Origin of the sequence: Lysobacter sp. FW306-1B-D06B (assembly GCF_038446665.1) — a bacterium.
Taxonomy (GTDB): domain Bacteria; phylum Pseudomonadota; class Gammaproteobacteria; order Xanthomonadales; family Xanthomonadaceae; genus Lysobacter_J.
Genome location: NZ_CP151802.1, coordinates 1493365 through 1516548 on the forward strand (window position 1 = coordinate 1493365; position 23184 = coordinate 1516548).

17 protein-coding genes are annotated in these 23184 nt (G+C 68.5%); 15 read left to right on the forward strand and 2 right to left on the reverse strand.

Going from position 1 to position 23184, the window contains the following annotated elements; all coding sequences use genetic code 11:
• Positions 1–102: 102 nt before the first annotated feature.
• On the reverse strand, positions 103–3357 hold the full coding sequence (locus AAFF32_RS06910; protein ID WP_342316910.1) for a lamin tail domain-containing protein: 3255 nt from the start codon (positions 3355–3357) through the stop codon (positions 103–105).
• Between the two features lie 165 nt (positions 3358–3522).
• On the opposite strand from AAFF32_RS06910, the gene AAFF32_RS06915 reads away from it, so the two are divergent.
• The 4 genes from AAFF32_RS06915 (at position 3523) to AAFF32_RS06930 (ending at position 8209) form a co-directional block, all read left to right on the forward strand.
• Positions 3523–4407 (forward strand): tryptophan 2,3-dioxygenase family protein, encoded by an 885-nt coding sequence (locus AAFF32_RS06915; protein WP_216960783.1) that lies wholly within the window; start codon positions 3523–3525, stop codon positions 4405–4407.
• Between the two features lie 4 nt (positions 4408–4411).
• Positions 4412–4828: an NUDIX domain-containing protein gene (locus tag AAFF32_RS06920; protein ID WP_342316911.1), complete on the forward strand. Its 417-nt coding sequence runs from the start codon at positions 4412–4414 to the stop codon at positions 4826–4828.
• Between the two features lie 166 nt (positions 4829–4994).
• Entirely contained in the window at positions 4995–6536 is a 1542-nt protein-coding gene (locus AAFF32_RS06925) for an oligopeptide:H+ symporter (protein ID WP_342316912.1), read from the forward strand.
• A 164-nt stretch (positions 6537–6700) separates the two neighbouring features.
• Complete coding sequence (locus tag AAFF32_RS06930) at positions 6701–8209, forward strand: M14 family metallopeptidase (RefSeq protein WP_342316913.1); 1509 nt, start codon at positions 6701–6703, stop codon at positions 8207–8209.
• 28 nt (positions 8210–8237) lie between these two features.
• Here AAFF32_RS06930 and AAFF32_RS06935 read toward each other — a convergent pair whose 3' ends face one another.
• Positions 8238–8741, reverse strand: coding sequence for a MarR family winged helix-turn-helix transcriptional regulator (locus AAFF32_RS06935; RefSeq protein ID WP_216960772.1), 504 nt, complete (start codon positions 8739–8741; stop codon positions 8238–8240).
• Positions 8742–8854: 113 nt separating this feature from the next.
• On the opposite strand from AAFF32_RS06935, the gene hppD reads away from it, so the two are divergent.
• The 11 genes from hppD (at position 8855) to AAFF32_RS06990 (ending at position 23143) form a co-directional block, all read left to right on the forward strand.
• Positions 8855–9949, forward strand: a complete 1095-nt coding sequence (hppD, locus tag AAFF32_RS06940) for a 4-hydroxyphenylpyruvate dioxygenase (protein WP_216960769.1) — start codon at positions 8855–8857, stop codon at positions 9947–9949.
• A gap of 57 nt (positions 9950–10006) precedes the next feature.
• Entirely contained in the window at positions 10007–10405 is a 399-nt protein-coding gene (locus AAFF32_RS06945) for a DUF559 domain-containing protein (RefSeq protein ID WP_342316914.1), read from the forward strand.
• Positions 10406–10416: 11 nt separating this feature from the next.
• Positions 10417–11718: a homogentisate 1,2-dioxygenase gene (gene hmgA, locus AAFF32_RS06950; protein ID WP_216960764.1), complete on the forward strand. Its 1302-nt coding sequence runs from the start codon at positions 10417–10419 to the stop codon at positions 11716–11718.
• 80 nt (positions 11719–11798) lie between these two features.
• Positions 11799–12428, forward strand: coding sequence for a hypothetical protein (locus AAFF32_RS06955; RefSeq protein WP_342316915.1), 630 nt, complete (start codon positions 11799–11801; stop codon positions 12426–12428).
• Between the two features lie 70 nt (positions 12429–12498).
• Entirely contained in the window at positions 12499–13452 is a 954-nt protein-coding gene (locus AAFF32_RS06960) for a calcium/sodium antiporter (RefSeq protein ID WP_216960759.1), read from the forward strand.
• A gap of 34 nt (positions 13453–13486) precedes the next feature.
• Positions 13487–14716, forward strand: a complete 1230-nt coding sequence (gene nhaA / locus AAFF32_RS06965) for a Na+/H+ antiporter NhaA (protein WP_216960756.1) — start codon at positions 13487–13489, stop codon at positions 14714–14716.
• Positions 14717–14719: 3 nt separating this feature from the next.
• The gene (locus tag AAFF32_RS06970; protein WP_342316916.1) at positions 14720–15592 is read left to right on the forward strand and encodes a nucleoside-diphosphate sugar epimerase; all 873 of its coding nucleotides are present in this window, start codon (positions 14720–14722) and stop codon (positions 15590–15592) included.
• Between the two features lie 330 nt (positions 15593–15922).
• Positions 15923–16075 (forward strand): hypothetical protein, encoded by a 153-nt coding sequence (locus AAFF32_RS06975; protein ID WP_216960751.1) that lies wholly within the window; start codon positions 15923–15925, stop codon positions 16073–16075.
• 93 nt (positions 16076–16168) lie between these two features.
• Positions 16169–19831 carry a hypothetical protein gene (locus AAFF32_RS06980; RefSeq protein WP_342316917.1) on the forward strand — a complete coding sequence of 1221 codons (3663 nt, stop codon included), beginning with the start codon at positions 16169–16171 and terminating at the stop codon, positions 19829–19831.
• 146 nt (positions 19832–19977) lie between these two features.
• Entirely contained in the window at positions 19978–21522 is a 1545-nt protein-coding gene (locus AAFF32_RS06985) for a hypothetical protein (protein ID WP_342316918.1), read from the forward strand.
• Positions 21523–21595: 73 nt separating this feature from the next.
• Complete coding sequence (locus tag AAFF32_RS06990; protein ID WP_216960743.1) at positions 21596–23143, forward strand: hypothetical protein; 1548 nt, start codon at positions 21596–21598, stop codon at positions 23141–23143.
• The last annotated feature ends 41 nt before the right edge of the window (positions 23144–23184 follow it).

Sequence of the window (23184 nt, forward strand, 5' to 3'; positions counted from 1 at the left end):
CGACGCAGCGGTATGGACGCGGCCGCGAATCGCCTGAATGCGCGGGGCCTGCAACGAAGAAGGGCGCGGTTCGCACCGCGCCCTCTTCGTCATGCCGGTACCTCAGCGACGGATCGCGACGCTCAGGCTGTCGGCGTTGTTGGACGCATCCGGATCCGGCGTGTCGGCGTCGACGTTCGCGTTGAATTCCAGCGCCGTGCCGGTGCGCGGACGCTCCGGAACCACGATGGCGAAGGCGAACCATTGCACGCCCTTGCCGATACTGCCGCTGCGTGCGCATTGCGCCCGGAAGCCGGTGCTCGTCGCCACGCGCGTGCAGCTCCAGCCCGACGGTGCGGCGACCGCCGCGGCGGACACCGCGACGTTGCCGTCGATCGTCAGCGTCGGCGCCTGTGCGCTGTCGGGGCCGTCGTTGCGAACCGGCACGAGGAAGGTCGCGATCGCGCCCTTGCGCACCGGCAACACCGCGCCTTCGATGCGCACCGACAGATCGGCGGCGGTGACCACCGTGACGTGCGCCGTGGCGTCGTTGTCGGCGTTGGCCGGATCGCGCGTCTGCGAACGCACGGCCACGGCCATGCGCACTGCGGTGCCGTTGGCCAGCGCCGGCATCGGCGTGCGCAGGGTGAACGACGCGCCTGCCTGTGTCGCGAGCGTGGCGATGGTGCAGGCGACGGTCGTGGTCGCGCCGTCGTGCGTCGGCGCCGAGCAGGTCCAACCTGGCGGCACGTCGACCGATGGCGCCACATTGGCGTCGAAGGCGAACGCCACGGCGGTGGCGTCGGCGGCGCTGGGGCCGGCGTTGTGCACGGTCGCCGTCCAGGTGGCGATTTCCCCCGCGCGCAGCGTCGAAGGCGTGGCCGACGCGACCACCGACAGGTCCGCGCTGCGGAACGCCGGCACGCGGATGCTGATGCGCACCGGATCGTGGTCGGACACACGCAGCGGCACGGTGGTGTCGCCGAAGTTGTCCACGCCGAAGCCCGCGTTGATGCGCGCATGCTCCACGGTGACGGCGGAGGCGTCGAGCACGACCGCTTCGTTCACCAGCACATGGTCGAGCGTCTGCGCACTGCCGTTGAACACGTAGGAGTAGCGCTGCGACGCGTCGGCGATCAGCTCCGAGCCGTCGATCAGCGGCGTCGTCAGCGGGCTGTCGACGTAGGTCAGCACCTGGTCTTCGGCCGCTTCGGTGCCCTTGATGACGCCGAGCACGTCCACGTAACCGTCGTTGAACTCGAACGCGTTGAAGTCGCCGACCAGCACGATCTTCTCGCCCGGGTTCGCCTGCTGCCATTGCTGCACGAGCGTGGCCAGGTACGCGGCCTGTGCCGCGCGCTTGCCGCGCACGCGCGCGCCTTCGCTGCTCCAGCCGCCGCTGCCCGGCGCGACCGAGTCGATGTCGCTCAGCGAGCGCAGATGATTGACGACCACCGTGACCGGATAGCTCGCGCCGTTGCCCTGGTGCACGCGGGCACGCAGGCGCAGCGGCGGGCGATCGTTGAGCAGGCTGGTGCTGCCGTCGGGGTTGGCGAGCGTAGCGTCCTTGCCGAACTGCACCACGTCGAGCACTTCCACCCGCGCCACGCCGGCGCCGCTGTCGCGCGTGGCGACCAGGAAGCCGACGTTGATGCCGCCCACGTCGTTGCCCTGCGACAGGTACGGCACGTAGTCCGGCGAGTTCGCGCAGGTGGCGTTGATGCGATCGGCGAGCAGGCCGAGTACGCGCAGGTTCTCCACTTCCACCACGCCGAGGATGTCAGGCGTCTTGAGGTAGTCGCAGATCGCGCCGGCCGTCTTGCCCAGGCGCTTGTCGACCGCTTCGGGCTTGATCGTCGGCGCGCCGTTGTTGTCGGCGACTTCATCGAAGAAGCGCAGCAGGTTGAAGCCGCCGAGGGTGACCGCGTCGTAATCGGCGTCGTTGACGGCCTGCGGCAGTCGGCCGCCGCTGGCGGTCGGTGGCGTCGCCGTGTCGGGCAGCAGGGCCCAGGTGCCGCCGAAGTAGTCGAGCACGCCCAACAGGCCGGCGATGTCGGCGCCGGTGTCCACCGACAGCGGGAACGCGCCGACCTGGCCGCGGCTGCGCACCATCAGGCGTTCGGGGTTGGTGTCGAACAGCGGCGGGTTCTTGCCCGGCGGCAGCGACGCCAGCGCGGCGTCCATCACGCCGATGCCCGGCTCGCGGAACGGCGTGGCGACGTCAGGCAGCGTCACGTAGAACACGCCGTCGCTGGTGGCGGTGGCGTCGTCTTCGTCGATGCGGCCTTCCGACGGGCCGACCACGATCGCGTTCGCCACGCTCACGCGCATGCCTTCCAGGCGCTCGAGCGTGCCCGGCGTTGTGGAAGGCGAGAGATCGGCGGCGCTCAGTTCGACCGGCGCGGGCAGGGCAACGCCGCTTTCCAGCAGCTCCACCGTCGGCCCGGTGATCTCGGTGATGGTGAGCTGGTTGACGTTGGAGGCCGGTACGAATTCCTCGACCTTGCCCGTGACGCGCACGCGGTTGCCCACCGCGGCGGAGGCCGGCGGCGCGCTGCTGGTGAACACGAAGATGCCGTCGGACGTGGACGGATCGCCGTCGTCGTTCGCAGCCTGCAGGAAGAAACCGTTGTTGAACTTCAAGGCGGTGACGATACCTTCGGTCACCACGCGTTCGCCTTCATGCGCCGAGCGAAGCGCGCTGCCCTGGATCTGCGCGATCGTCAGCGGCGTGGCGGGTTCGGGTTCCGGTGTCGTGGAGCCGCTGTTGCGCGGGGTCGGGGCGCCGGCGGTGAAGTCGGCGTTGTTGTGGTCGGTGTCGGTCGCGCCGTTGTTGTTGCGAAGCGCGGCGGTGGCGGCGCTCAGCGTGGGCGCGGCGCCGGCGCCTTCGAAGAAGTTGGCGTTGCCGTAGCCGACCAGGTCGGCGATCAACGCGCGCTGTTCGGCCGTGCACGGCGTGCTGCCGCCGTTGCAGGCGAGCACGCCGGTCTGGCGCACCAGGGCGACCTTGCCTGCGCCGGCGGCCATCGCGGCCGGCCCGGTGGCGTCGGGCGTCGGCAACGGCGCGCCGGCCGAGCCGCCGCTCATCGCGACCAGGAAGTATTTGCCCGGCTGGACAGTCGCCGCCGGCAGGACGGCCACGCCGCTGAAATTGCCGGTGCCGGTCGCGCTGGCGTATTGCACCGACAGCCCGGCCAGCGAGGCCGGTGCGGTGCCGCGGTTGTAGAGCTCGACGTAATCGTTGGCGTAGACCGCCGTACCTCCGCCGCCGCCGCCGTAGACCTGGCTGATGACCACCTGCGCCTGGGCGGCGTTCGCCCCGGCCAGCAATGCGAGAGAGAACAACGCAGCCGCGCAGCGGCCCCCGAACCTGTCCATAGTCTTCCCCGTTGTTTGAGCGTCCTCGCCCGCCAACGCCCCTGTCGCGGACCGGCCGAGTGTGCCGGATGCTGCGTTGCGGGTATTTCACGCGAGTGACCGCCCCCCGATGCGCTACCCTTTGGGCCCCCTGGCCGGCCCGATCCGGCGCCCCACGAGCCTGAAATGACGGTCGAGAAGAACGAGCGCGAACTGGAATCGAGCATCCACACCGATTTCGAAGGGCGGATGAGCTATTCCGGCTACCTGCAGCTCGACACGCTGCTGTCGGCCCAGCAGCGCCTGTCCAACCCGCCCCAGCACGACGAACTGCTGTTCATCGTCCAGCACCAGGTCGCCGAGCTGTGGATGAAGCTGATGATCCACGAGCTGAAGGCGGCCATCGCCAACCTGCGCGAGGACCGCCTGGGCGAGTGCCAGAAGATCTTCGCGCGCTGCAAGAACATCCTGCGCCAGCTCACCGAGATGTGGTCCGTGCTGGAGACGATGACGCCGTCGGACTACATGAAGTTCCGCGAGATCCTGGGCCCGTCCTCGGGCTTCCAGTCGCTGCAGTACCGCACCATCGAATTCCTGCTGGGCAACAAGAACGCGGCGATGTTGAAGGTGTTCGCGCACGACGCGAAGGCCGAAGGCGCACTGCGCGACGTACTCGAAGCCCCCAGCCTGTACGACGAGGCGCTGCGCTACCTGGCGCGCCACGGCTACGCGGTGCCGCAGCGCCATGTGGAGCGCGACTGGTCGCACGCGCATGTCGCCGATCCGGAGCTGCTGCCGGTGTTCGAGCGCATCTACGAGGACACGAACGCGCACTGGGCCGCGTACCACCTGTGCGAAGACCTGGTCGATCTGGAAAGCCAGTTCCAGCTGTGGCGCTTCCGCCACATGCGCACGGTGATGCGCATCATCGGTTTCAAGCGCGGCACCGGCGGCTCCAGCGGCGTGGGCTTCCTGCGCCAGGCGCTGGACCTGACCTTCTTCCCCGAGTTGTTCGACGTGCGCACGATGATCGGCGCCGACGCCGGCTACGGGGCGCCGCCGGCGAATTAGGGCGATGGACCGGCGCGTGCACGACTGCGTGGGCGCGCTGCTGGTACGCCAGGACCGCATCCTGCTGGGACGGCGCAGCGACGATTGCGACTGGCTCGCCGGCGCGTGGGACGTGTTCGGCGGACACGTGGAGGCGGGCGAGAGCGGCGAGCAGGCCATCGCGCGCGAGCTCGCCGAGGAACTCGGCATCGCCCCCCTTGGCCTGTCCTATCTGGATGTCATCGAAGGCGCGGCGCCGGAGCCGTGGCGCCTGCGGCTGTACCTGGTGCCGGGCTGGAACGGCACGCCGGCCCCGCTGGCCGAGCACGCGGAGCTGCGCTGGTGCGCGCTGGAGGAGGCGCAGGCGCGACTCGTGGACGCCCACCCGGATTTCCCGCGTTTGCTCGCCTTGGCGGTCAGGGCCGCCGCTTTGTCCCGTTGAGTGCGCGGAGCGCCTGTTCAGGCGGAATGCTGCGTCGCAGCACGGCCTTTTCGCCTTCACGCGGGTTTGACGTGATGGACGTCACCCGGTAAATCTCCCCGGTCCCGTGCCGCCCGGCGTGGGTTTTCCTTTCTTGTCAGTACTTGATCCACACAGGGGATACCGCATGAGCGGAACCGCTACACCCGCGACCGGCACGGCCGCGATTCCTGCATTCGAGCAGCGCCTGGGCCACCCCAAGCCGCTGTGGATGCTCTTCATGACGGAATTCTGGGAGCGCTTCGCGTTCTACGGCATCCGCTGGGCGCTGGTGCTCTATATCGTCGCGCAGTTCTACGGCGGCGACGCCTCGGGCGAGGCGGAGGCCAACCGCGTCTACGGCGCCTACCTGGCGCTGGTGTACGCCGCGGCGATCTTCGGCGGTTATGTCGCGGACCGGATCCTGGGGTACCAGCGTTCGATCCTGCTGGGCGCGGTGATCATGGCCTCGGGCCTTTTCATGATCGCGCTGCCCAACGAGCACCTGTTCAAGCTGGGCCTGGCGACGATCGTCGTCGGCAACGGCCTGTTCAAGCCGAACATCTCCACGATGGTGGGCAAGCTCTACGCCGTGGGCGATGAACGCCGCGACTCGGGCTTCACCATCTTCTACATGGGCATCAACCTGGGCGCGATGCTGGCCCCGCTGCTGACCCAGTACCTGGCCCGCAAGGTCTTCGGCGAAGAAACGATGCCGGCCTACAAGGTGGTCTTCATGGCCGCCGGCGTGGGCATGCTGATCAGCCTGGTGTGGTTCTGGTTCGGCCGTCGCCAGCTGGAAGGCATCGGCCGTCCGCCGGTCAACAGCACGGACAAGCGCAAGGTGCTGTACGTGTTCGCCGGCGCGCTGGTGTCGATCCCGGTGGTGTACTTCCTGCTGGCCATGGGCGCCGGCGCGCTGCAGGGCGTGCTGACGGTGATGTTCCTGGGCCTGTGCGCGATGCTGCTGGTGGAGGGTTTCCGCGAAGGTCCGAAGCAGCGCGACATGACCATCGCGATGCTGATCATCTTCACCTTCAACATCCTGTTCTGGATGTTCTTCGAGCAGGCGGGCAGCTCCTTCACCTTCCTCGCCGACAAGATCGTCGACCGCGACATCTTCAGCGGCGGCCTGGCCGACCTGGTCTACACGCTCAGCGGCGAGCGCGTGTTCCCGACCGCGTGGTTCCAGAGCATCAACTCGATCGCCATCATCACCATGGCCCCGCTGATCGCGTGGGGCTGGGTGAAGATGGGCAAGGCCAACCCGTCGATCCCGCGCAAGTTCTCGCTCGGCCTGATCTTCAACGGCCTGGCCTTCCTGCTGCTGATGTTCGCCCTGTCCAAGCTGGTCACGGCCGCCGGCCTGATCCCGTTCTGGACGCTGTTCGCGGTGTACTGGATCCAGTCCATCGGCGAGCTGTGCCTGTCGCCGATCGGCCTGTCGATGGTGACCAAGCTGGCGCCGGTGCGCCTGGTCGGCTTCGGCATGGGCGGCTGGTTCCTGTCCACGGGCATCGGCAACAACCTGTCGGGCATCTTCGCGGGTGCCGTGAGCGGCGAGAGCGGCATGACCACGGCGTCGGCGCTGGCGGGCTACACCTTCGGCTTCTGGGCGCTGGTCGGCGCGGGCGTGCTGCTGTTCCTGGTCGCCCCCCTGGTGCAGAAGTTGATGCATGGCGTGAAGTGACGATCCGGCCCGCTTCCGCCTGGCGGAAGCGGCCTTGCTGGAGCGACGGCGACCTTCGGGTCGCCGTCGTCGTTTGCGGCGCCGCCGGGGCGCGGACAAGCGGTGAGGCCCGCCGCGAAGCCCTCGGGTTACCGTAGTCGCCTACGCCCGTCGGACGCCGCCGCATGTCCCAGCCCCCGCTGCTCACCCGCGCCGAAAGCACCCAGTACGCGGAGACCTCGCGCCACGCCGACGTGATGGCGTTCATCCACGGGTTGAAGGAACTGGGCGACCACCGCCTGCACGTCGCGGACTTCGGCGCGACGCCGGAAGGCCGCGAGCTTCCGCTGCTCGTGCTCTCCGCGAACGGTGCGCGTTCCCCGCAGGAAGCGCACGGCCGCGGCCTGCCGGTGGTGCTGGTGCTGTGCGGTATCCATGCCGGCGAAGTAGAGGGCAAGGAGGCCGGGCTCATGCTCGTGCGCGACATCCTGCACGGCGCGCACGGCGACCTGCTCGATCGCATGACGCTGCTGCTGGTGCCGCTGTTCAACGCCGACGGCAACGATCGCATCGACCCGGCGAACCGCGCGCTCGACATCGCGCACTTCACCGGCCAGCTCGGTCCCGACAGCGGCGTGGGCACGCGCGTGAATGCCGCCGGCATCAACCTCAACCGCGACTACATGCGTCAGGACGCGGAGGAGATGCGCCTGCTGCAGACGCACGTGATGCACGCCTGGAACCCGCACCTCACCATCGACTGCCACGCCACCAACGGTTCCATCCACCGCTTCGACCTGACATACGACATCCCGCACACGGTGCACAGCGGTCGCATCGAGCCGATCGACTTCATGCGCGAGCACCTGCTGCCCGCGGTGACGGACGCGGTGAAGCGCGAGGACGGGCGCGATACGTTCTGGTACGGCAACTTCCTGCGCGACGAAGGCGGGCAGGGCACGGGCTGGATCACCTACACGCACCATCCGCGCTTCGGCGGCAACTACCGCGGCCTGGCGAACCGCCTCGACCTGCTGCTGGAAACCTACGCCTACATCGACTTCTACGACCGGGTGCACACCACCTACGCCTTCCTGCGTCACACGCTGGCTTACGTGGGCGAGCACGCGGAAGAGATCGTCGAACTGCTCGCCGTTTGCGAGATGCCGCCCGACGATATCGCCGTGCGTTACCGGCTCGACGCCTTCCCCGACCGGGAAGTGGAGATCCTCACGCGCGATCCGTACACGCTCGAAGGCGAAGCGGTGAGCGTGCGCGTGCCTTACATCGGCCGTTTCGTCGGCGAGCACATCGTGCGCCGCCCGTTGGCGTACGCGGTACCGGAGGCGATCGCGGCACGGCTGGAAGGCCATGGGCTCGTGATCGAACGCCCGCCGGTGCCGCCGCAGTTGCACGCGGAAATCGCGACGGTGACCGCGCTGGCGTCATCGGCCGGACGCGAGATCCTGGAGGCGAACGCAACCCCGTACGTGGAAGCGGAGTACCTGCGCGACGAACGCACGCTGCCCGCCGGCTGGGCGTTGGTGCGCACCGAACAGCAGCGCGGCGCAGTCGCGGTCTATCTGTGCGAGGCCGGCAGCGACGACGGCCTGGTGGCGTGCGGCTGGATCGATCCGCCGACGGTCGGCTCCGAATTCCCCGCATGGCGCGTGAACGCCATCGTGCACGCCTGAGGCGGCGCGACGCGTCAGTCGCGCGCCTCTAGCCCGACTGGGTTTCCGCCTGCAGCTCCAGCTCATCCAGCCGGTCCAGCAGGCGGAACAGCGCGGCGCGCTCGGCGTCGTCGATGCCCTCCAGCAGCCTGCGCTCGAAGGCCAGCGCCAGCGGCGCGACCTCGTCGTAGATCCTGTAGCCGCCCTCGGACAGCTTCAGCACCGACCGGCGCCGGTCGTCGCCGTGGATTTCGCGATCCAGCCGACCGGCTTCGAGCAGGCGCGCGACGGCGCGGCTAACCGCCACCTTGTCCATGGCCGTGCGCTGGGCCACCTCGTTGGCCGACAGGCCCGGGTAGCGCCCCAGCACCGCCATGACCCGCCATTCGGTGATGCTGAGCTGGAAGCGCTCGGTGTAGATGCGCGCGATCGTGCCGCTGACGCGGTTGCTGAGCACCGACAGCCGGTAGGGCAGGAAGTGCTCCAGGTCCAGCTGGGCGTGGGCGGGCAGGGTCTGGCCCAGCCTGGGAAATCCGGGGTCGCGCGCATTCATGGTGCGGTATGCCTTGATTATGGTTTCAGGTGAAACTATAAAAGTCGTTTCCGAATTGGCCCGGGCCGGAAGTCCGTCCCCCATCAGCCGGGCCGCCATCAGAGAACAATGCCATGAATGCGCAGCCCAACCTCGGCATGCAGGTCACCACGTTCGAGAACCCGCTCGGCATCGACGGCTTCGAGTTCGTCGAGTTTGCCGCCCCGGCGGGTCAGGGCGAGGCCCTGCACGACTATTTCCGCAAGCTCGGCTTCACCGCCGTGCTGCGCCACAAGACCCGGCCGATCACGGTCTACCGCCAGGGTGGCGTGAACTTCCTGGTCAACGAAGACCCGGACAGCTTCGCGGCCGACTTCGCCGCCAAGCACGGCCCCAGCGCCTGCGGCTTCGCGATCCGCTTCAAGGAATCCGCGCAGAAGGTGTTCGACACCGTGGTCGGCAACGGCGGCGAAGCCATCACCGACAAGGCCGCCAGCCGCGCGGTCGCCGCGCCCGTGGTGAAGGGCATCGGCGACTGCATGCTGTACCTGGTCGACCGCTACGGCGACAACGGCTCCATCTACGAAGGCGACTACCTGCCGGTGCAGGGCGCCGAGGCGGATCCGAAGGGCTTCGGCCTGACCTTCATCGACCACCTCACGCACAACCTGTACTTCGGCAACATGCAGAAGTGGTCGGACTACTACGAGCGTCTGTTCAACTTCCGCGAGATCCGCTACTTCGACATCAAGGGCGTGAAGACGGGTCTGGTGTCCAAGGCGATGACCGCGCCGGACGGCATCGTGCGCATCCCGCTCAACGAGTCGAACGATCCCAAGTCGCAGATCAACGAATACCTCGACGCCTACAAGGGCGAGGGCATCCAGCACATCGCCTGTTTCACCGACAACATCTACGACACCGTCGAGGCGATGCGCGAGCAGGGCGTGGCGTTCCTTGACACGCCGGACACGTACTTTGACGTGGTCGACCAGCGCGTGCCCAACCACGGCGAGGACGTGCCGCGCCTGCAGAAGAACAAGATCCTGATCGACGCCGATCCGGAAACCCACCAGCGCAAGCTGCTGCAGATCTTCACCCAGAACGCGATCGGCCCGATCTTCTTCGAGATCATCCAGCGCAAGGGCAACGAAGGCTTCGGCGAGGGCAACTTCCAGGCGCTGTTCGAGAGCATCGAGCGCGATCAGATGCGGCGCGGCGTGCTGTAAGTAAGTGCTTTGAAGCCCCTCTCCCGACGGGAGAGGGGTTGGGGTGAGGGGTGGAGCATGGAAGACCGTCAGAGGGCGAAATTGCCGACGGACACGTTGCGCAGGGCGCGATCCCTCCGAGCGTCGGCCACGGATGCCGAGCGCGTGATCTGGCGAGGGCTGCGAAACAACCAGCTTCCCGGTTTCAAGTTCCGGCGCCAGTATCCGATTCCTCCCTATGTCGTGGACTTCGTCTGCTTGACCGCGATGCTTGTCATCGAGCTTGACGGCTCGCAGCATTCGTACCAGACAGATTTGACCCGCACCCGTTTCATCGAATCGCAAGGCTTCACGGTGTTTCGCTTCTGGGACAACGAAGTGCTGCAGCAGACCGACGCTGTCATCGAAGCGATCTGGAACGCATGCCGCTCCGCCGCCCCTCACCCCAACCCCTCTCCCGATGGGAGAGGGGCTTAAAAGGCTCCGACATGACCATCACCAGCAACGGCTACCAATCCGGTTTCGGCAACGAGTTCGCGACGGAGGCGGTGGCCGGCGCGCTGCCGGTCGGGCGCAACTCGCCACAGCGCGTAGCGCACGGGCTCTATGCGGAACAGGTCTCGGGCACCGCGTTCACCGCGCCGCGCCATGCGAACCGCCGCAGCTGGTTGTATCGCATCCGCCCCGCCGCGATGCACGGCGCATTTGAAGCCTACGCGCAGGCGCATTTCCACAATGACTTCGGCGACGCGCCGGTCTCGCCCGACCAGCTGCGCTGGAGCCCGATGCCGATGCCCGCTGGCGGCGCGGATTTCGTCGACGGTCTGTTCACCATGGCCGGCAACGGTTCGCCCGCTGCGCAGGGCGGCGTGGGCATCCACCTGTATGCCGCCAATCGCGACATGCAGGGCCGCTGGTTCTACGACGCCGACGGCGAGCTGCTGATCGTGCCGCAGCAGGGCCGCCTGCACATCGAGACCGAACTGGGCGTGCTCGACGTGGAGCCGCAGGAAATCGCGGTGATCCCGCGCGGCATCCGCTTCGCGGTGACGCTGCCCGACGGCGAGGCGCGCGGCTACGTGTGCGAGAACTTCGGCGCGATGCTTCGCCTGCCGGACCTGGGGCCGATCGGCTCCAACGGGCTGGCGAACCCGCGTGATTTCCTCACGCCGAACGCGGCCTACGAAGATGTCGAAGGCGACTTCGAGCTGATCGCCAAATTCCAGGGCCACCTGTGGCGCGCGCACATCGGTCACTCGCCGATCGACGTGGTCGCCTGGCACGGTAACTACGCGCCGTCCAAGTACGACCTGCGCCACTTCAACACCATCGGATCGATCAGCTACGACCACCCCGATCCGTCGATCTTCCTCGTGCTGCATTCGCCCAGCGACACGGCGGGCACGAGCAACCTGGATTTCGTGATCTTCCCGCCGCGCTGGCTGGTCGCGCAGGACACGTTCCGCCCGCCGTGGTTCCACCGCAACATCGCCAGCGAGTTCATGGGCCTGGTGCACGGCGCCTATGACGCCAAGGCCGAAGGCTTCGTGCCGGGCGGTGCGTCGCTGCACAACTCCATGACCGGCCACGGTCCGGACGCGGCGACGTTCGAGAAGGCCAGTGCGGCCGATCTGTCCAAGCCGGACGTGGTCCAGGACACGATGGCCTTCATGTTCGAGACGCGCGCGGTGATCCGTCCGACGAAGCAGGCCCTCGATGCCGCGCATCGCCAGCGCGATTACCAGGCGTGCTGGGCCGGGCTGAAGAAGCACTTCGACGCGAAGGCCTGAGCGGGCGCGTTTGCGTTGCGTTAACGCGGTGCGGAGCTAGGCTGCCCGACCGGCCCGGTGCCGTGCATGGAGCGTGCGTGATGAGGGTGGCGACTGCGACGGCCTTGCTCCTGGTGCTGTCGGCCTGCGGTGAGCGCGGGCCTGCACGCACGCCGGACGTCGCCACGCCCGCACCGGCGGTGGAGCCGGCCTCGCAACCGTCCAGCGGAACGCCGCCGCCGCCGCCCGGCGCCGCCAACGGCGCCATGCCGGCCCCCGGTGTGATCGGCTTCGCGGGCTTCGGCCCCGCGCCGTTCGGCTCGACCGAAGAACAACTGCGCATGGCCTGGCGCCGTGAACTGGGCGGCATGAAGCCCGACACGCCGCAGGGCTGCTACTACCTCATGCCGCAACCGCGCACGCAACGCGGCTACCGCATCGCCTTCATGTTCGAAGACCAGCGCTTCGTGCGCATGGACGTCAACGCCGAGGACATCGAGGCGCCCGGCGGCGGGCGCGTGGGCATGAGCACGCAGCAGATCGAGCAACTGTACGCAGGGCACGTGCAGGTGCAGAACCACAAATACGTCGAGGGCGGGAAGTACCTGCGCGTTCCCAATCCGGACGGAGGCGCGGGCGTGGTGCTGTTCGAGACCGATGCGTCGGGCCGCGTCACCACGTGGCGAATCGGCGAGCCGCCGCAGGTGGACTATGTGGAAGGTTGCTCCTGAGACACGGTGCTGGGCGCGGCTGGGCGGCCCGGGCTTAGAATCGAGGGACTGAGACGTGGAGGGGGACACGATGCTCGAGGCCATTGGCTGGTTCGTACTGGGGCTGGTGCTGCTGGCACTGGGTGGCGACTCGATCGTGAAGGGCGCGTCGGGGCTGGCCCAGCGCCTGGGGGCCTCGCCCTTCGTTGCCGGATTGGTGCTGGTCGCCTTCGGCACGTCGCTGCCGGAGCTGGCGGTCAACCTGCAGGCAGTCGTGCGCCATCAGCCCGCGCTGGCGCTGGGCAACGCGGTGGGCAGCAACGTCGCCAACTTCGGCCTGACGCTCGGCGCGGCCGCGCTGGTCGCGCCGCTGACCGTGCGCTGGCGCGCACTCTCGCCGCTGCTGCTGGTGTTGCTGCTCGGCACGCTGCTGACCATCGTGCTGGGTTTCGACGGCAGGCTGTCGCGGATCGAGGGCATGCTCCTGCTCGTGGCCTTCGTGGCGGTGGTGATGTTCGCCGCAGCGCGCACGCGTCGTGAATCGCCCGAATTGCAAGATGCGATCGCCGCCTTCGCACGCACCAGCACCGACCTGTGGCTCAACATCATCCGCTTCGCGATCGCGGCGGTGCTGCTCTACTTCGGCTCGCGCATGATCGTGCGCAGTGCACCGACGATCGGCGAGGGCATCGGCATGGCGCCACTGCTCACCGGCCTGCTGCCGGTGGCCATCGGCACCGCGCTGCCGGAAATGGCCGCCGCCATCTCCGCCGCGCGCAAGGGGCATGGCGACATCGTGGTGGGCCATGTGATCGGTTCGAGCCTGTTCAACCTGCTCGTGGTGATCGGCGGCATGGCGGCGATCGGAGGCTCCATGGCGCTGCCCGAATCGTTCGTGATGTTCGAACTGCCCGCGGCCGGCGTGTTCGCGCTGATGCTCTACCCGATGCTGCGCGGCGACCTGCACATCAGCAAGGGCGAGGGCGCGGGCCTGTTGATCGCGTTCTTCGCGTGGGTCGCGTTCGAACTGCTGACCATGTACTGACGGGGCCGCGCATCGCGGCCGATATACTGGGCCGATGACGCAGACCCTTCCTCCTTCCGCCTCCGGGCCGATCACACCGTCTCCGCGCGGCGTGCGCGCGCTGCGGGAGTTCTTCCGCCTGGAGGCGGCCGGCGGCATCGTCCTGATCGCCGCCGCGGTGTTGGCGATGGCCGCGGCCAACTCGCCGCTGTCGCCGGCGTACGAGGCGTTCCGGCAACTGCCCGTGGAAGTGCGCATCGGCGCGTTCGACATCGCCAAGCCGCTGTTGCTGTGGATCAACGACGGCCTGATGGCCGTGTTCTTCCTGCTGGTCGCGCTGGAGATCAAGCGCGAGGCGCTCAGCGGACAGCTCGCCAGTCGCTCGCAGCTGGTGTTGCCGATGGTGTGCGCGACCGCCGGTGTCGTCGTTCCGGCGTTGCTGTTCTTCGCGTTGAACCGCGGCGATGCGCAGGCGCTGCGCGGCTGGGGCGTGCCCACGGCGACGGACATCGCCTTCGCGCTCGGCGTGCTCGCGCTGCTCGGCTCGCGCGTGCCAACGGGCATGAAGCTGTTGCTGTCGACGATCGCGGTGGTCGACGATCTCATCGCCATCGTCATCATCGCGCTGTTCTATTCGCACGGATTGTCGACGACGGCGCTGGTGTGGGCGGCCGCGGCGATCGCCGGCATGTGGCTGCTCAATCGGCGTGGCGTCAGGCGCCTGGCGCCGTACCTGATGCTGGGCACGGTGCTGTGGGTGTGCGTGCTCAAGTCCGGAGTGCACGCGACGCTGGCCGGCGTAGTGACCGGGTTGATGGTGCCGCACGGTTCGCGCGAAGGCGTCGCGCGTTCACCGCTGGAGTCGCTAGAGCACGCGCTGCATCCGTGGGTCGCGTACGCGATCCTGCCGTTGTTCGCCTTCGTCAACGCAGGGCTCGTGCTGGAAGGCATGGCACTGGACGACGTGTTCGCACCGTTGCCGATGGGCGTACTGCTTGGCCTGGTGGTCGGCAAGCCGGTGGGCATCGTCGGCGCGGCGATGCTGATGCGCGCGCTGGGCTGGGCGCGGTTCCCGGACGGCATGGGCTTGCGCGCGATGCTCGGCCTCGGGCTGATGTGCGGCATCGGTTTCACGATGAGCCTGTTCATCGCTTCGCTCGCCTATCGCGATCCGCACCTCTACGACGCGGCCGTGCTGGGCGTGTTGCTGGCCTCGCTCGTGTCGGCGCTCGCCGGCTGGATATGGTTGCGCATGACGCTGCCCCCGATGACAAGAGTGGACTGAACGATGCGGCATGCACTGGTGTTCGGCGCGACCGGACAGATCGGCTTTCCACTGCTGGGCATGCTCCTGGGCGATGGCTGGCGCGTCACGGCGCTCTCGCGCGGCATGCACACCGACGAGCCCGGCCTGCACTGGTTGCGCGGCGAACTCGACGCGATGCCGGCCGTGCCCGCACGCGTGGACGCCATCTTCAGTTGCGGGCCGCTGGACGGCTTCGCACAGTGGTTCGCGGGCAGCGCGATCGAGTGCCCGCGCGTGATCGCCTTCGGTTCCACCAGCGTGGAAGTGAAGCGCGGTTCGGCGGATGCGGCCGAGCGCGATGTCGCGCGTCGCCTGCGCGAAGGCGAGGAGCTCGTCCTGTCCACCGCGCACAAGCGCGATGCGGCGGCGACATTGCTTCGGCCCACGCTCATTTACGGAGCCGGTCGCGATGCCACGCTCACACGCATCGCACAGCTTGCGCAGCGCTGGGGTTATTTCCCGCTGCCGCGCGGTGCGAACGGCCTGCGTCAGCCGGTGCACGCGGACGATCTTGCATCGGCGGCCTTTGCCTGCGCATCGCAGGCGGCCACACATGGACGGACCTACGCATTGCCGGGCGGCGAGACGCTGAGCTACCGCGACATGGTGGCGCGCGTGCTCGCCTCGCTGACGTCGCCGCCGAAGCTGATCGAATTGCCTTCGCCGTTGTTCAGTGCCGCGCTGTTCGCCGCGCAGCTGAGCGGACGCGGCACCGGGCTCGGCGAAGCCGCGGTGCGCCGCATGCGCAGCGATCTCACGTTCGACATCGCACCGGCGCAGCGCGATTTCGGTTACGCGCCGCGCAGCTTCCATCCGCGTGCGCAGATGTTCCAGCCGCGACCCGAAGAAAGCTGACGGATCTGCGCCGCGTGCGTGTGCAAGCGCCCGCTGCCTCACAGGAATTGAAGGCCGAACGCGTTGCGATCTCGCACGCGTTGCTCGTTCGCATGCCGCCAGTGGCTGCTTCTTGGCGATGTCGGGAACGCGTACTGCATCGCCGCTGGCGGATGCAGTCCGTCGCGCGAGCGCGGCCGGATGGCTCGCGTTCCGAATTTGTGACGAGGATCATCCTGATCGTTTGCAGTGGATTGCAAAACCGATCGAGCCCTGTTTATGATCGGACCCGCAACGCCAGGGAAGGGGTTTCCGGGCGCATGCCGGAATAAACGGATTTAGGGGGAATGAATGGATTTTCAGCAGTCCGGCGCCCTCGGCGCCTGGTGTAGTGCGGCCTTGCGCTGGTCCCAGCGCCTCGATCAGGCCCGTATCGTCGCTTCCGAATACCACAGCATTCCGCTCGGCAACGAAGCGTCGCGTTCGCGCGCGCCTCGTCGCTGATCGCGCACTCGAGCCCAATCCACCATGCCGCTCTGTCCTGAGAGGCCAGGCTGCGCGCGTGCGCGTGCGTCCGGAACCCGTGACTTCGTCGAGATGACGCAAGGCGCGGGGCCGGCGCGTGCCGTTCCGCTCTGGCGACTGCTTGTGCTGCTCATGATGGCGACGCTGTCGCTCGCCTTCGCTCCGAACTCCCGCGCCGAGACGGCGGTGAGCGGTTCCATCGCCACCGATGCGCGCTGGACGCTTGCCAACAGTCCGTACGTGGTGTCGGGCAACCTGCTGGTGCAGAGCGCCGCGACGCTCACCATCGACGCGGGCGTAACGGTGTACATGGAAGCCGGTGCGAGCGTGAACGTGCAGGCGGGCAGCCTCCGCGCGCTCGGCACCGTGACGCAGCCGATCCGCGTGCTTTCCGTCAAGACACTGCGCGGACAGGCGCCGGCCGCCGGCGACTACGGCACCTGGACGTTCGGACCGGGCGCCACCGCCACCACGCGTCTTGAGCATGTGCGTTTCGAGCACGGACGCGGCCTGGTGGTGAACGGTGCTTCGCCGGTGCTGAACTACCTGGACATCCGCAACAGCCAGGGCCCTGCGATCAGCATCGACCTGGCGGCTTCGCCCTCCGGTGTCGGCAACAAGGCCAGCGGAAACGATGTCAACGGCATCGAAGTGCCGGCCGGTGACATCGTCGGCAGCGTCAAGTGGAACCTGTCGGGCATTCCGTACGTGGTGCGTAGCGGCACCGTTTCGGTGGGCCGCTCGCCTGCGGTATCGCAGATCACGCCGGCCACCATCGAACAGGGACAGACCGTGTCCGTGGCGGTCGATGGCGTGCGCCTGGATGGCTTTGCGGCAGGGGCGGTCGACAACAGCGGCCTGACGGTGACGCCGATCAGCGGCGGCTCCTCGTCGCGCTTGAGCTTCCAGCTCAAGGCCAATGCCGATGCGGCGCTGGGGCCCGCCGCGCTGTCGCTGCGCGTGGACGCCGGCGAACTCGTGTTGCCCAATGCACTCACCGTGACGCCGCCGATCCCGGCGGTGACGCAGATCGTGCCCGCGACCGTGATCGCGGGCGTGGGCGTTTCGGAAATCGTCGTCACCGGGCGCAACTTCAGCGCGCAGTCGGAAGTGCTGGTCAACTCGGCCGGACTTCCGACGCAGTACGTAAGTGGCGGCGAACTGCGCGCCACGCTCCCGAACCAGAGCGCCGCCGCGGTGCTGCCGCTGCAGGTGCGCAATCCGCATCCGGCCGGCGGCAGTCCGCCGCTGCTGTCGAACTCGGTGAACCTCACCGTGCAGATGCCGGTGCCGCCGACGGTGAGTTTCGAACCGACGCCGATCGCGATGCCGCCGGACAACAAGGCGCACGACATCACGCTGCGTCTGTCCAAGGCGGATATCCGCGACCACACCATCAACTTCTCGGTGTCCGATCCGGCCAAGGCCACGGTCACTCCGGCATCGCTCACCATCGCCGCGGGCCAGCTCACCGCGCGCGTGACGATCACGCCGCTGGTGCAGGGTTCGGTCACGCTGATCGCGCAGTCGGCCACGCTGGGCAACAGCTCGACGCCGATCTTCATCACGCCTGATTTCCGTGGCATCAACACCAGTTACGCCCCGCCGGTGGGTGTCACCGTCGCCGGTGGTCCGGTGGGCGGCGAAACACGCGAGACCAAGCCCAACAGCCTCGTTGGCGTGGGCGTCGGTGCGGTGCTGGGCGACGTCGTTCCCAATGGCTGGACCGCGGGCACGACGCAGAACCTGCAGATCCTCGGCGCCGCGATCCCCGCAGGCTCGCTGGTTTCGATCGTGCCTGCGGACGGACTCACGCTGGGCGCCGCAACGGTGTCGCCGGATGGAACGTCCCTGAGCGTGCCGGTGACGACGACCGGCGATGCCGAGAGCGGCCCGAGGCGTGTGGTCGTGCGCGACAACAATGGTTCGCTGCTCGCGTTCGCCAACGCGGCCAGCGGGACCGTGTACCTGGCGGCGGGCCTGCCCAGGATCGACTCGATCTCGCCGATCACCGTCACCCGCAACTCGACGGTGTCCATGGTCGTGCACGGTCGCAACCTGCGTGACGCGAAGCTGAGCGTCACGCCGGGCAGCGACATCGAGATCGATGCGCAGCCGGTGATCAATGCCGACGGCACGGAGCTGACGGCCATGGTGCATGTCGGTTCCACTGCCGCGCTGGGTTCGCGGGTCATGCAGGTGTCCAGCGTCACCGGCACCAGTCCGGCCGACGCCACCAGCGCCAACACGCTGCACGTGGTGGGCGCCATCGAGTCCACGTATGCGTGGACCGCGCCGCTGGTCGGCGTGAGCGTGGGCGAACGCGCACCGGATCCGCAGCAGATCGTGCCGGTGCTGATGCAGCACCTAGGCGTGGTCGTGGGCGCCAGCGCCACCGGCGTGACGCCGCGCACCGGCATCGTCGGTTCGACCGTCACGGTGAAGGTGCAGGGACAGGGATTGCAGGACGTCAACGCGGTGTCGTTCGTACCGGCGACGGGACTCACGGTGGGCGCGCCGACCGTCGCGGGCGATGGCAGCGAGCTGACCTTCCCGGTGACCGTGGCCGCCGACGCGGTGCTCGGCCTGCGCCGCCTGGTGCTCGCCACGCCGGCAGGCCCGATGGCCTTTGCCAACGTCAACGACGGTGCGTTCCTCGTGTCCACGCCGCTGCCGATGGTCGAATCCATCGCGCCGCAGGTGCTGACGCTGGGCGGCACGGCGCAGACGCTGACCGTGCGTGGCCGTTACCTCGACAACGTGGTCGACGTGCGCTTCGTGCCGGCCGCGGGCATCACCGTGATCCGTCCGTTCACCGCGAGCGACGGCGGCAACACGCTGGCCTTCGCCGTGCAGGTGGACGCTGCGGCCACCACGGGCCCGCGCAAGTTGATCGTGACGACGGCCGCCGGCGATTCCGCTGCCGAAGCATCGCCTGCGAACACGGTGGTGCTGGCCGCGCAGACCGGTCCTGCCTACCCGGCGATCATGTCGCCGGCGGTCGGAGTGCGCGTCGGCGCGGGCCAGAGCCAGACCTACGACGGTGCGTTGATCGCACCGACCGTGGGCGTGATGGTGATCGAAGAGCCGTTGCCGCCGCAGCCGGTCGACCTGATGCCGACCGCGAACACCGTCGGCCTGCTGGTGGGCAGTGTGGCGCGCGGCAAGTCGGCCGATGGCTGGCTGCAGGGCGTCTCCGACACGCTGCGCATCCATGGCGTCGATCTGGGACAGGTGACGTCGGTGGAAGCCGTGCCGAGCGCCGGCATCCTGTTCGGCACGGTGTCGGCCAATGCGTCGGGCACCGAACTCGATGTTCCGGTCAGCGTCGCGCAGGACGCGGCCCTGGGCTCGCGCCGCCTGCGCCTGCGCACGAGCAGCGGTGAGGTCGTCTGGCAGTCCGGCGCGTTGGCCTCGTTCGGCATCGGACGCGTGCCGTCGATGGATTCGGTTTCGCCGATCGTGCTCAACACGGGCGAGACCGTGACGTTGACCGTGCGTGGCCGCGACCTCGCCGGCGTCACTGGTGCGGTCTTCACTCCGGCCGACGGATTCACGCAGGTCGGCGCGCCGGTGTGGTCGCAGGACGCAACGGGCGAACAGTTGAAGGTCACCGTGCACATCGCCGCGGGCGCGACGACGGGGCAGCGCGTGCTGCAGCTGAAGGTGCCCGGTGGCGCGACGTCCGCGACACCGAGCGTGGCCAACACCCTCACCGTGGTGGCCGGCCCATGACCCTGCACCGTTCAAGCGCCCACGAATCCGGCGGCCCATGCGGCATGCGCGACGCGCATGGCCGCGATGCCCGGTCCGCGCCGCATGCCGCGGGCGACATCTCCTCCCAGCACGACGCAACGCATACCCGTTCAAGGAGCTACACCATGAATCAGCCTCTCCGACTGCCGACGCGCGCATCGTTGGCGACTGCGCTCGTCGTGGCGCTCTTCGCGCCGACGTCCTGGGCCGCCTTCAACAGCGGCAGCACCGGCGCCGACGGAGTCCTGAATCCGACGGTCAACACCGAGATCGAGTTGCCGCCGTCGGGCATCCTCAACTACACGACGGTCAACATCCCGACCGGTGTCACCGTCAAGTTCAAGCGCAATGCCGCGAACACGCCGGTGTACATCCTGGCGTCGGGTGACGTGACCATCGCCGGCACGATCGACGTCCGCGGCGCGGATGCGAAGCACGCGGGCACCTACGGCGACGGCGCGCAGGGCGACGACGGCATTCCCGGCGAAGGCGGTCCCGGCGGCTTCGAAGGCGGACGCGGTGGACGCGACGACACGCAGCAGCGTGCGGCGATCATCCGCGGCGGTGGTGGCCTGGGGCCGGGTGGTGGTGCGGGTGGTGTCGAAGGCAGCGACGGCTGCAATGCCACGACGGGCTACTACAAGCACGCCGGTATGGGCGGTGCCTACGCAAGCAAGGCGGTGAAGGTCTACGTCGCCAACTGTTCGATGACCACGCCCGCGACCGAGCCATATGGCTCGGCCCTCCTGCAGCCGCTCGTGGGCGGCTCGGGCGGCGGTGGCGGGCGCGGTGGCACCAACTATCCGGGCTCCGGTGGTGGCGGCGGCGGTGGCGCGGTTCTGATCGCCGCTTCGGGAACGCTGCGAGTCAACGGCAGCGTCGATGCGACCGGCGGCGACGGTGGCGGCATTTCAGGTACCGGCGCCGGTGGTCAGGGCGTGGGCGGTTCGGGCGGTGGCATCCGACTCATCGCTACGACCGTCACCGGAACCGGTTCGCTACTCGCGCCGGGGGGTTGCATCAACTACGACAACGCGCGTCGTCAGCGCTGTGGGTCGACCGGTGGCTCAAGCCATTACGGCGGCTCCGAAGGCCGCATCCGCATCGAAGGCGAGGCCATCACGTACACCGGTTCGTCCTCGCCCGCCTATGTTCGCGGCGAGATCGGCTCGGTGTTCCTCACCAACTCGCCGTCGTTGCGCATCTCGTCGGTGGCCGGCCAGGCCGTGCCTGCGGTGCCGACCGGCACCAACGACGTGACGCTGCCGGCGTCCACGACAGGCCCGGTGGTGGTGGCGTTCGAAACCACCAACGTGCCGCTGGGCAACACGATCCAGTTGCGCGTCGTGCCCGCTTACGGCACGCCCAGCGCGGCGGTCAGTGGCGCGCTTGTCGGAAGCACCGCGGCGGCCACGGCCGATGCGTCGGTGACGCTGCCGCAGGGGCCCAGCGCATTGCAGGCCACGACGACCTACACAGTCACCGTCGCCTCGCTGCAGGACGAAGCGCTCAGCGAACGGTTGTCGCGCCTGGCGCAGAACGAACGCGTCGAGAAGGTCGAAGTGACCGTCGCGCTGGAAGGCGGCGCGCGCGCGAAGTTGATCACCGGCAGCGGACAGACGTTCGAGATGCCGTACGCCGCGCTGAGCGCGATCGGGTTCAAGGGCTGAGCAGACCATGGCCGAGATCACCACCCGACACCCGCAAGCCGCCGCATCGCATGCGCGTAACAGGAGCTACCCCATGAATCAGCAGTTCCGCGCGCCGACGCAGGCGTCGTTGGCGATGGCGCTCGTCGCGGCGCTCTTCGCGCCGACGGCATGGGCCGCGTTCGACAGCGGCAGCACCGGTGCCGACGGCGTGCTCAATCCGACGGCCAGCACCGAGATCCAGCTGCCGCCGTCGGGCATCCTCAACTACACCACCATCAACATTCCCGTCGGCGTCAGCGTCAAGTTCAAGCGCAATGCCGCCAACACGCCGGTGTACATCCTGGCCAGTGGCGACGTGACCATCGCCGGCACGATCGACGTGCGTGGCGAGGATGGAAAGCCGACCGGCACTTACGGCAATGGCGCCCAGGCCGATGACGCCTTGCCGGGCGAGGGTGGCCCGGGCGGCTTCCGCGGCGGTCGCGGCGGCGGCGGCGATGCGCAGCAACGCGTGGAGATCATCCGCGGTGGTGCCGGACTCGGGCCGGGCGGTGGTCCGGGCGGTATCGAAGGCGGCGACGGCTGCACGCCCGCGGGTGGCTACTACAAGTACGTCGGCACGGGCGGCGGCTACGCCAACAACGCCTACAAGTACTACACCACGCACCAGTGCGCCGCGAACTACGGTCCCGCGGGCCTCTCATACGGCTCGACGCTGCTGCAGCCGCTGGTGGGCGGTTCCGGCGGCGGTGGTGGCCGGGGCGGCACCAACTATCCCGGTTCCGGCGGCGGCGGCGGCGGTGGCGCGATCCTGATCGCGTCGTCGGGCACGCTGAGGATTACCGGCAGCGTCGACGCGACGGGCGGCGATGGTGCAGGACATGGAGGCACCGGTGCCGGCGGTCAGGGCGCGGGCGGTTCCGGCGGCGCGATCCGACTGGTCGCAACCACCGTCGCAGGCAACGGCACGGTCTATGCGTCCGGCGGCTGCATCAACTACAACGGCAACCGGCGCCAGTACTGCGGCTACGACGGCAGGAGCGTCTACGGCGGCTCCGAAGGTCGCATCCGCATCGAAGGCGAATCGGTCACCTACAACGGCACGTCGCAGCCCACCTACGTGCGCGGCGACATCGGCCCGGTGTTCATCGCCAATGCGCCGGCGTTGCGTATTTCCTCCGTCGCCGGCCAGGCCGTCGCGGCGGTTCCCACGGGCACCAACGACGTGAACCTGCCGGACACCACGACCGGTCCGGTGGTGGTCGGATTCGAGACCACCAACGTGCCCGTCGGCAACACGGTGCAGTTGCGCATCGTGCCGGCGTCCGGAACGCCCAGCGAGGCGATCAGCCCCGCCATCACCGGAACCACGGCAGCGGGAACCGCGCAGGTCTCCGTGACGCTGCCACGTGGATCGAGCACGTTGCAGGCCACCACCACCTACACCGTCGTCATCGCCGCGCTGGAAGACGAAGCGCTGCGCGAGAAGCTCTCGCGACTTGCGCAGAACGAGCGCGTGGAAAAGGTGGAGGTGACCGTGGCGCTGCACGGCGGCGCGCGCGCGAGGCTCATCACCGACAGCGGCAAATCGTTCGACCTGCCTTACGAGGCATTGAGCGAGATCGGCTTCAAGGGTTGAAGCAACCGGCATCGGCAGCTGGAAACAACGCAGGCAGGGAC

Excerpts from the sequence above, each read along its gene's own strand:
- AAFF32_RS06910 (WP_342316910.1), bottom strand. The coding sequence starts at position 3,357 with ATGGACAGGTTCGGGGGCCGCTGCGCGGCTGCGTTGTTCTCTCTCGCA.
- AAFF32_RS06915 (WP_216960783.1), top strand. The coding sequence starts at position 3,523 with ATGACGGTCGAGAAGAACGAGCGCGAACTGGAATCGAGCATCCACACC.
- AAFF32_RS06920 (WP_342316911.1), top strand. The coding sequence starts at position 4,412 with ATGGACCGGCGCGTGCACGACTGCGTGGGCGCGCTGCTGGTACGCCAG.
- AAFF32_RS06925 (WP_342316912.1), top strand. The coding sequence starts at position 4,995 with ATGAGCGGAACCGCTACACCCGCGACCGGCACGGCCGCGATTCCTGCA.
- AAFF32_RS06930 (WP_342316913.1), top strand. The coding sequence starts at position 6,701 with ATGTCCCAGCCCCCGCTGCTCACCCGCGCCGAAAGCACCCAGTACGCG.
- AAFF32_RS06935 (WP_216960772.1), bottom strand. The coding sequence starts at position 8,741 with ATGAATGCGCGCGACCCCGGATTTCCCAGGCTGGGCCAGACCCTGCCC.
- hppD (WP_216960769.1), top strand. The coding sequence starts at position 8,855 with ATGAATGCGCAGCCCAACCTCGGCATGCAGGTCACCACGTTCGAGAAC.
- AAFF32_RS06945 (WP_342316914.1), top strand. The coding sequence starts at position 10,007 with ATGGAAGACCGTCAGAGGGCGAAATTGCCGACGGACACGTTGCGCAGG.
- hmgA (WP_216960764.1), top strand. The coding sequence starts at position 10,417 with ATGACCATCACCAGCAACGGCTACCAATCCGGTTTCGGCAACGAGTTC.
- AAFF32_RS06955 (WP_342316915.1), top strand. The coding sequence starts at position 11,799 with ATGAGGGTGGCGACTGCGACGGCCTTGCTCCTGGTGCTGTCGGCCTGC.
- AAFF32_RS06960 (WP_216960759.1), top strand. The coding sequence starts at position 12,499 with ATGCTCGAGGCCATTGGCTGGTTCGTACTGGGGCTGGTGCTGCTGGCA.
- nhaA (WP_216960756.1), top strand. The coding sequence starts at position 13,487 with ATGACGCAGACCCTTCCTCCTTCCGCCTCCGGGCCGATCACACCGTCT.
- AAFF32_RS06970 (WP_342316916.1), top strand. The coding sequence starts at position 14,720 with ATGCGGCATGCACTGGTGTTCGGCGCGACCGGACAGATCGGCTTTCCA.
- AAFF32_RS06975 (WP_216960751.1), top strand. The coding sequence starts at position 15,923 with ATGGATTTTCAGCAGTCCGGCGCCCTCGGCGCCTGGTGTAGTGCGGCC.
- AAFF32_RS06980 (WP_342316917.1), top strand. The coding sequence starts at position 16,169 with ATGACGCAAGGCGCGGGGCCGGCGCGTGCCGTTCCGCTCTGGCGACTG.
- AAFF32_RS06985 (WP_342316918.1), top strand. The coding sequence starts at position 19,978 with ATGAATCAGCCTCTCCGACTGCCGACGCGCGCATCGTTGGCGACTGCG.
- AAFF32_RS06990 (WP_216960743.1), top strand. The coding sequence starts at position 21,596 with ATGAATCAGCAGTTCCGCGCGCCGACGCAGGCGTCGTTGGCGATGGCG.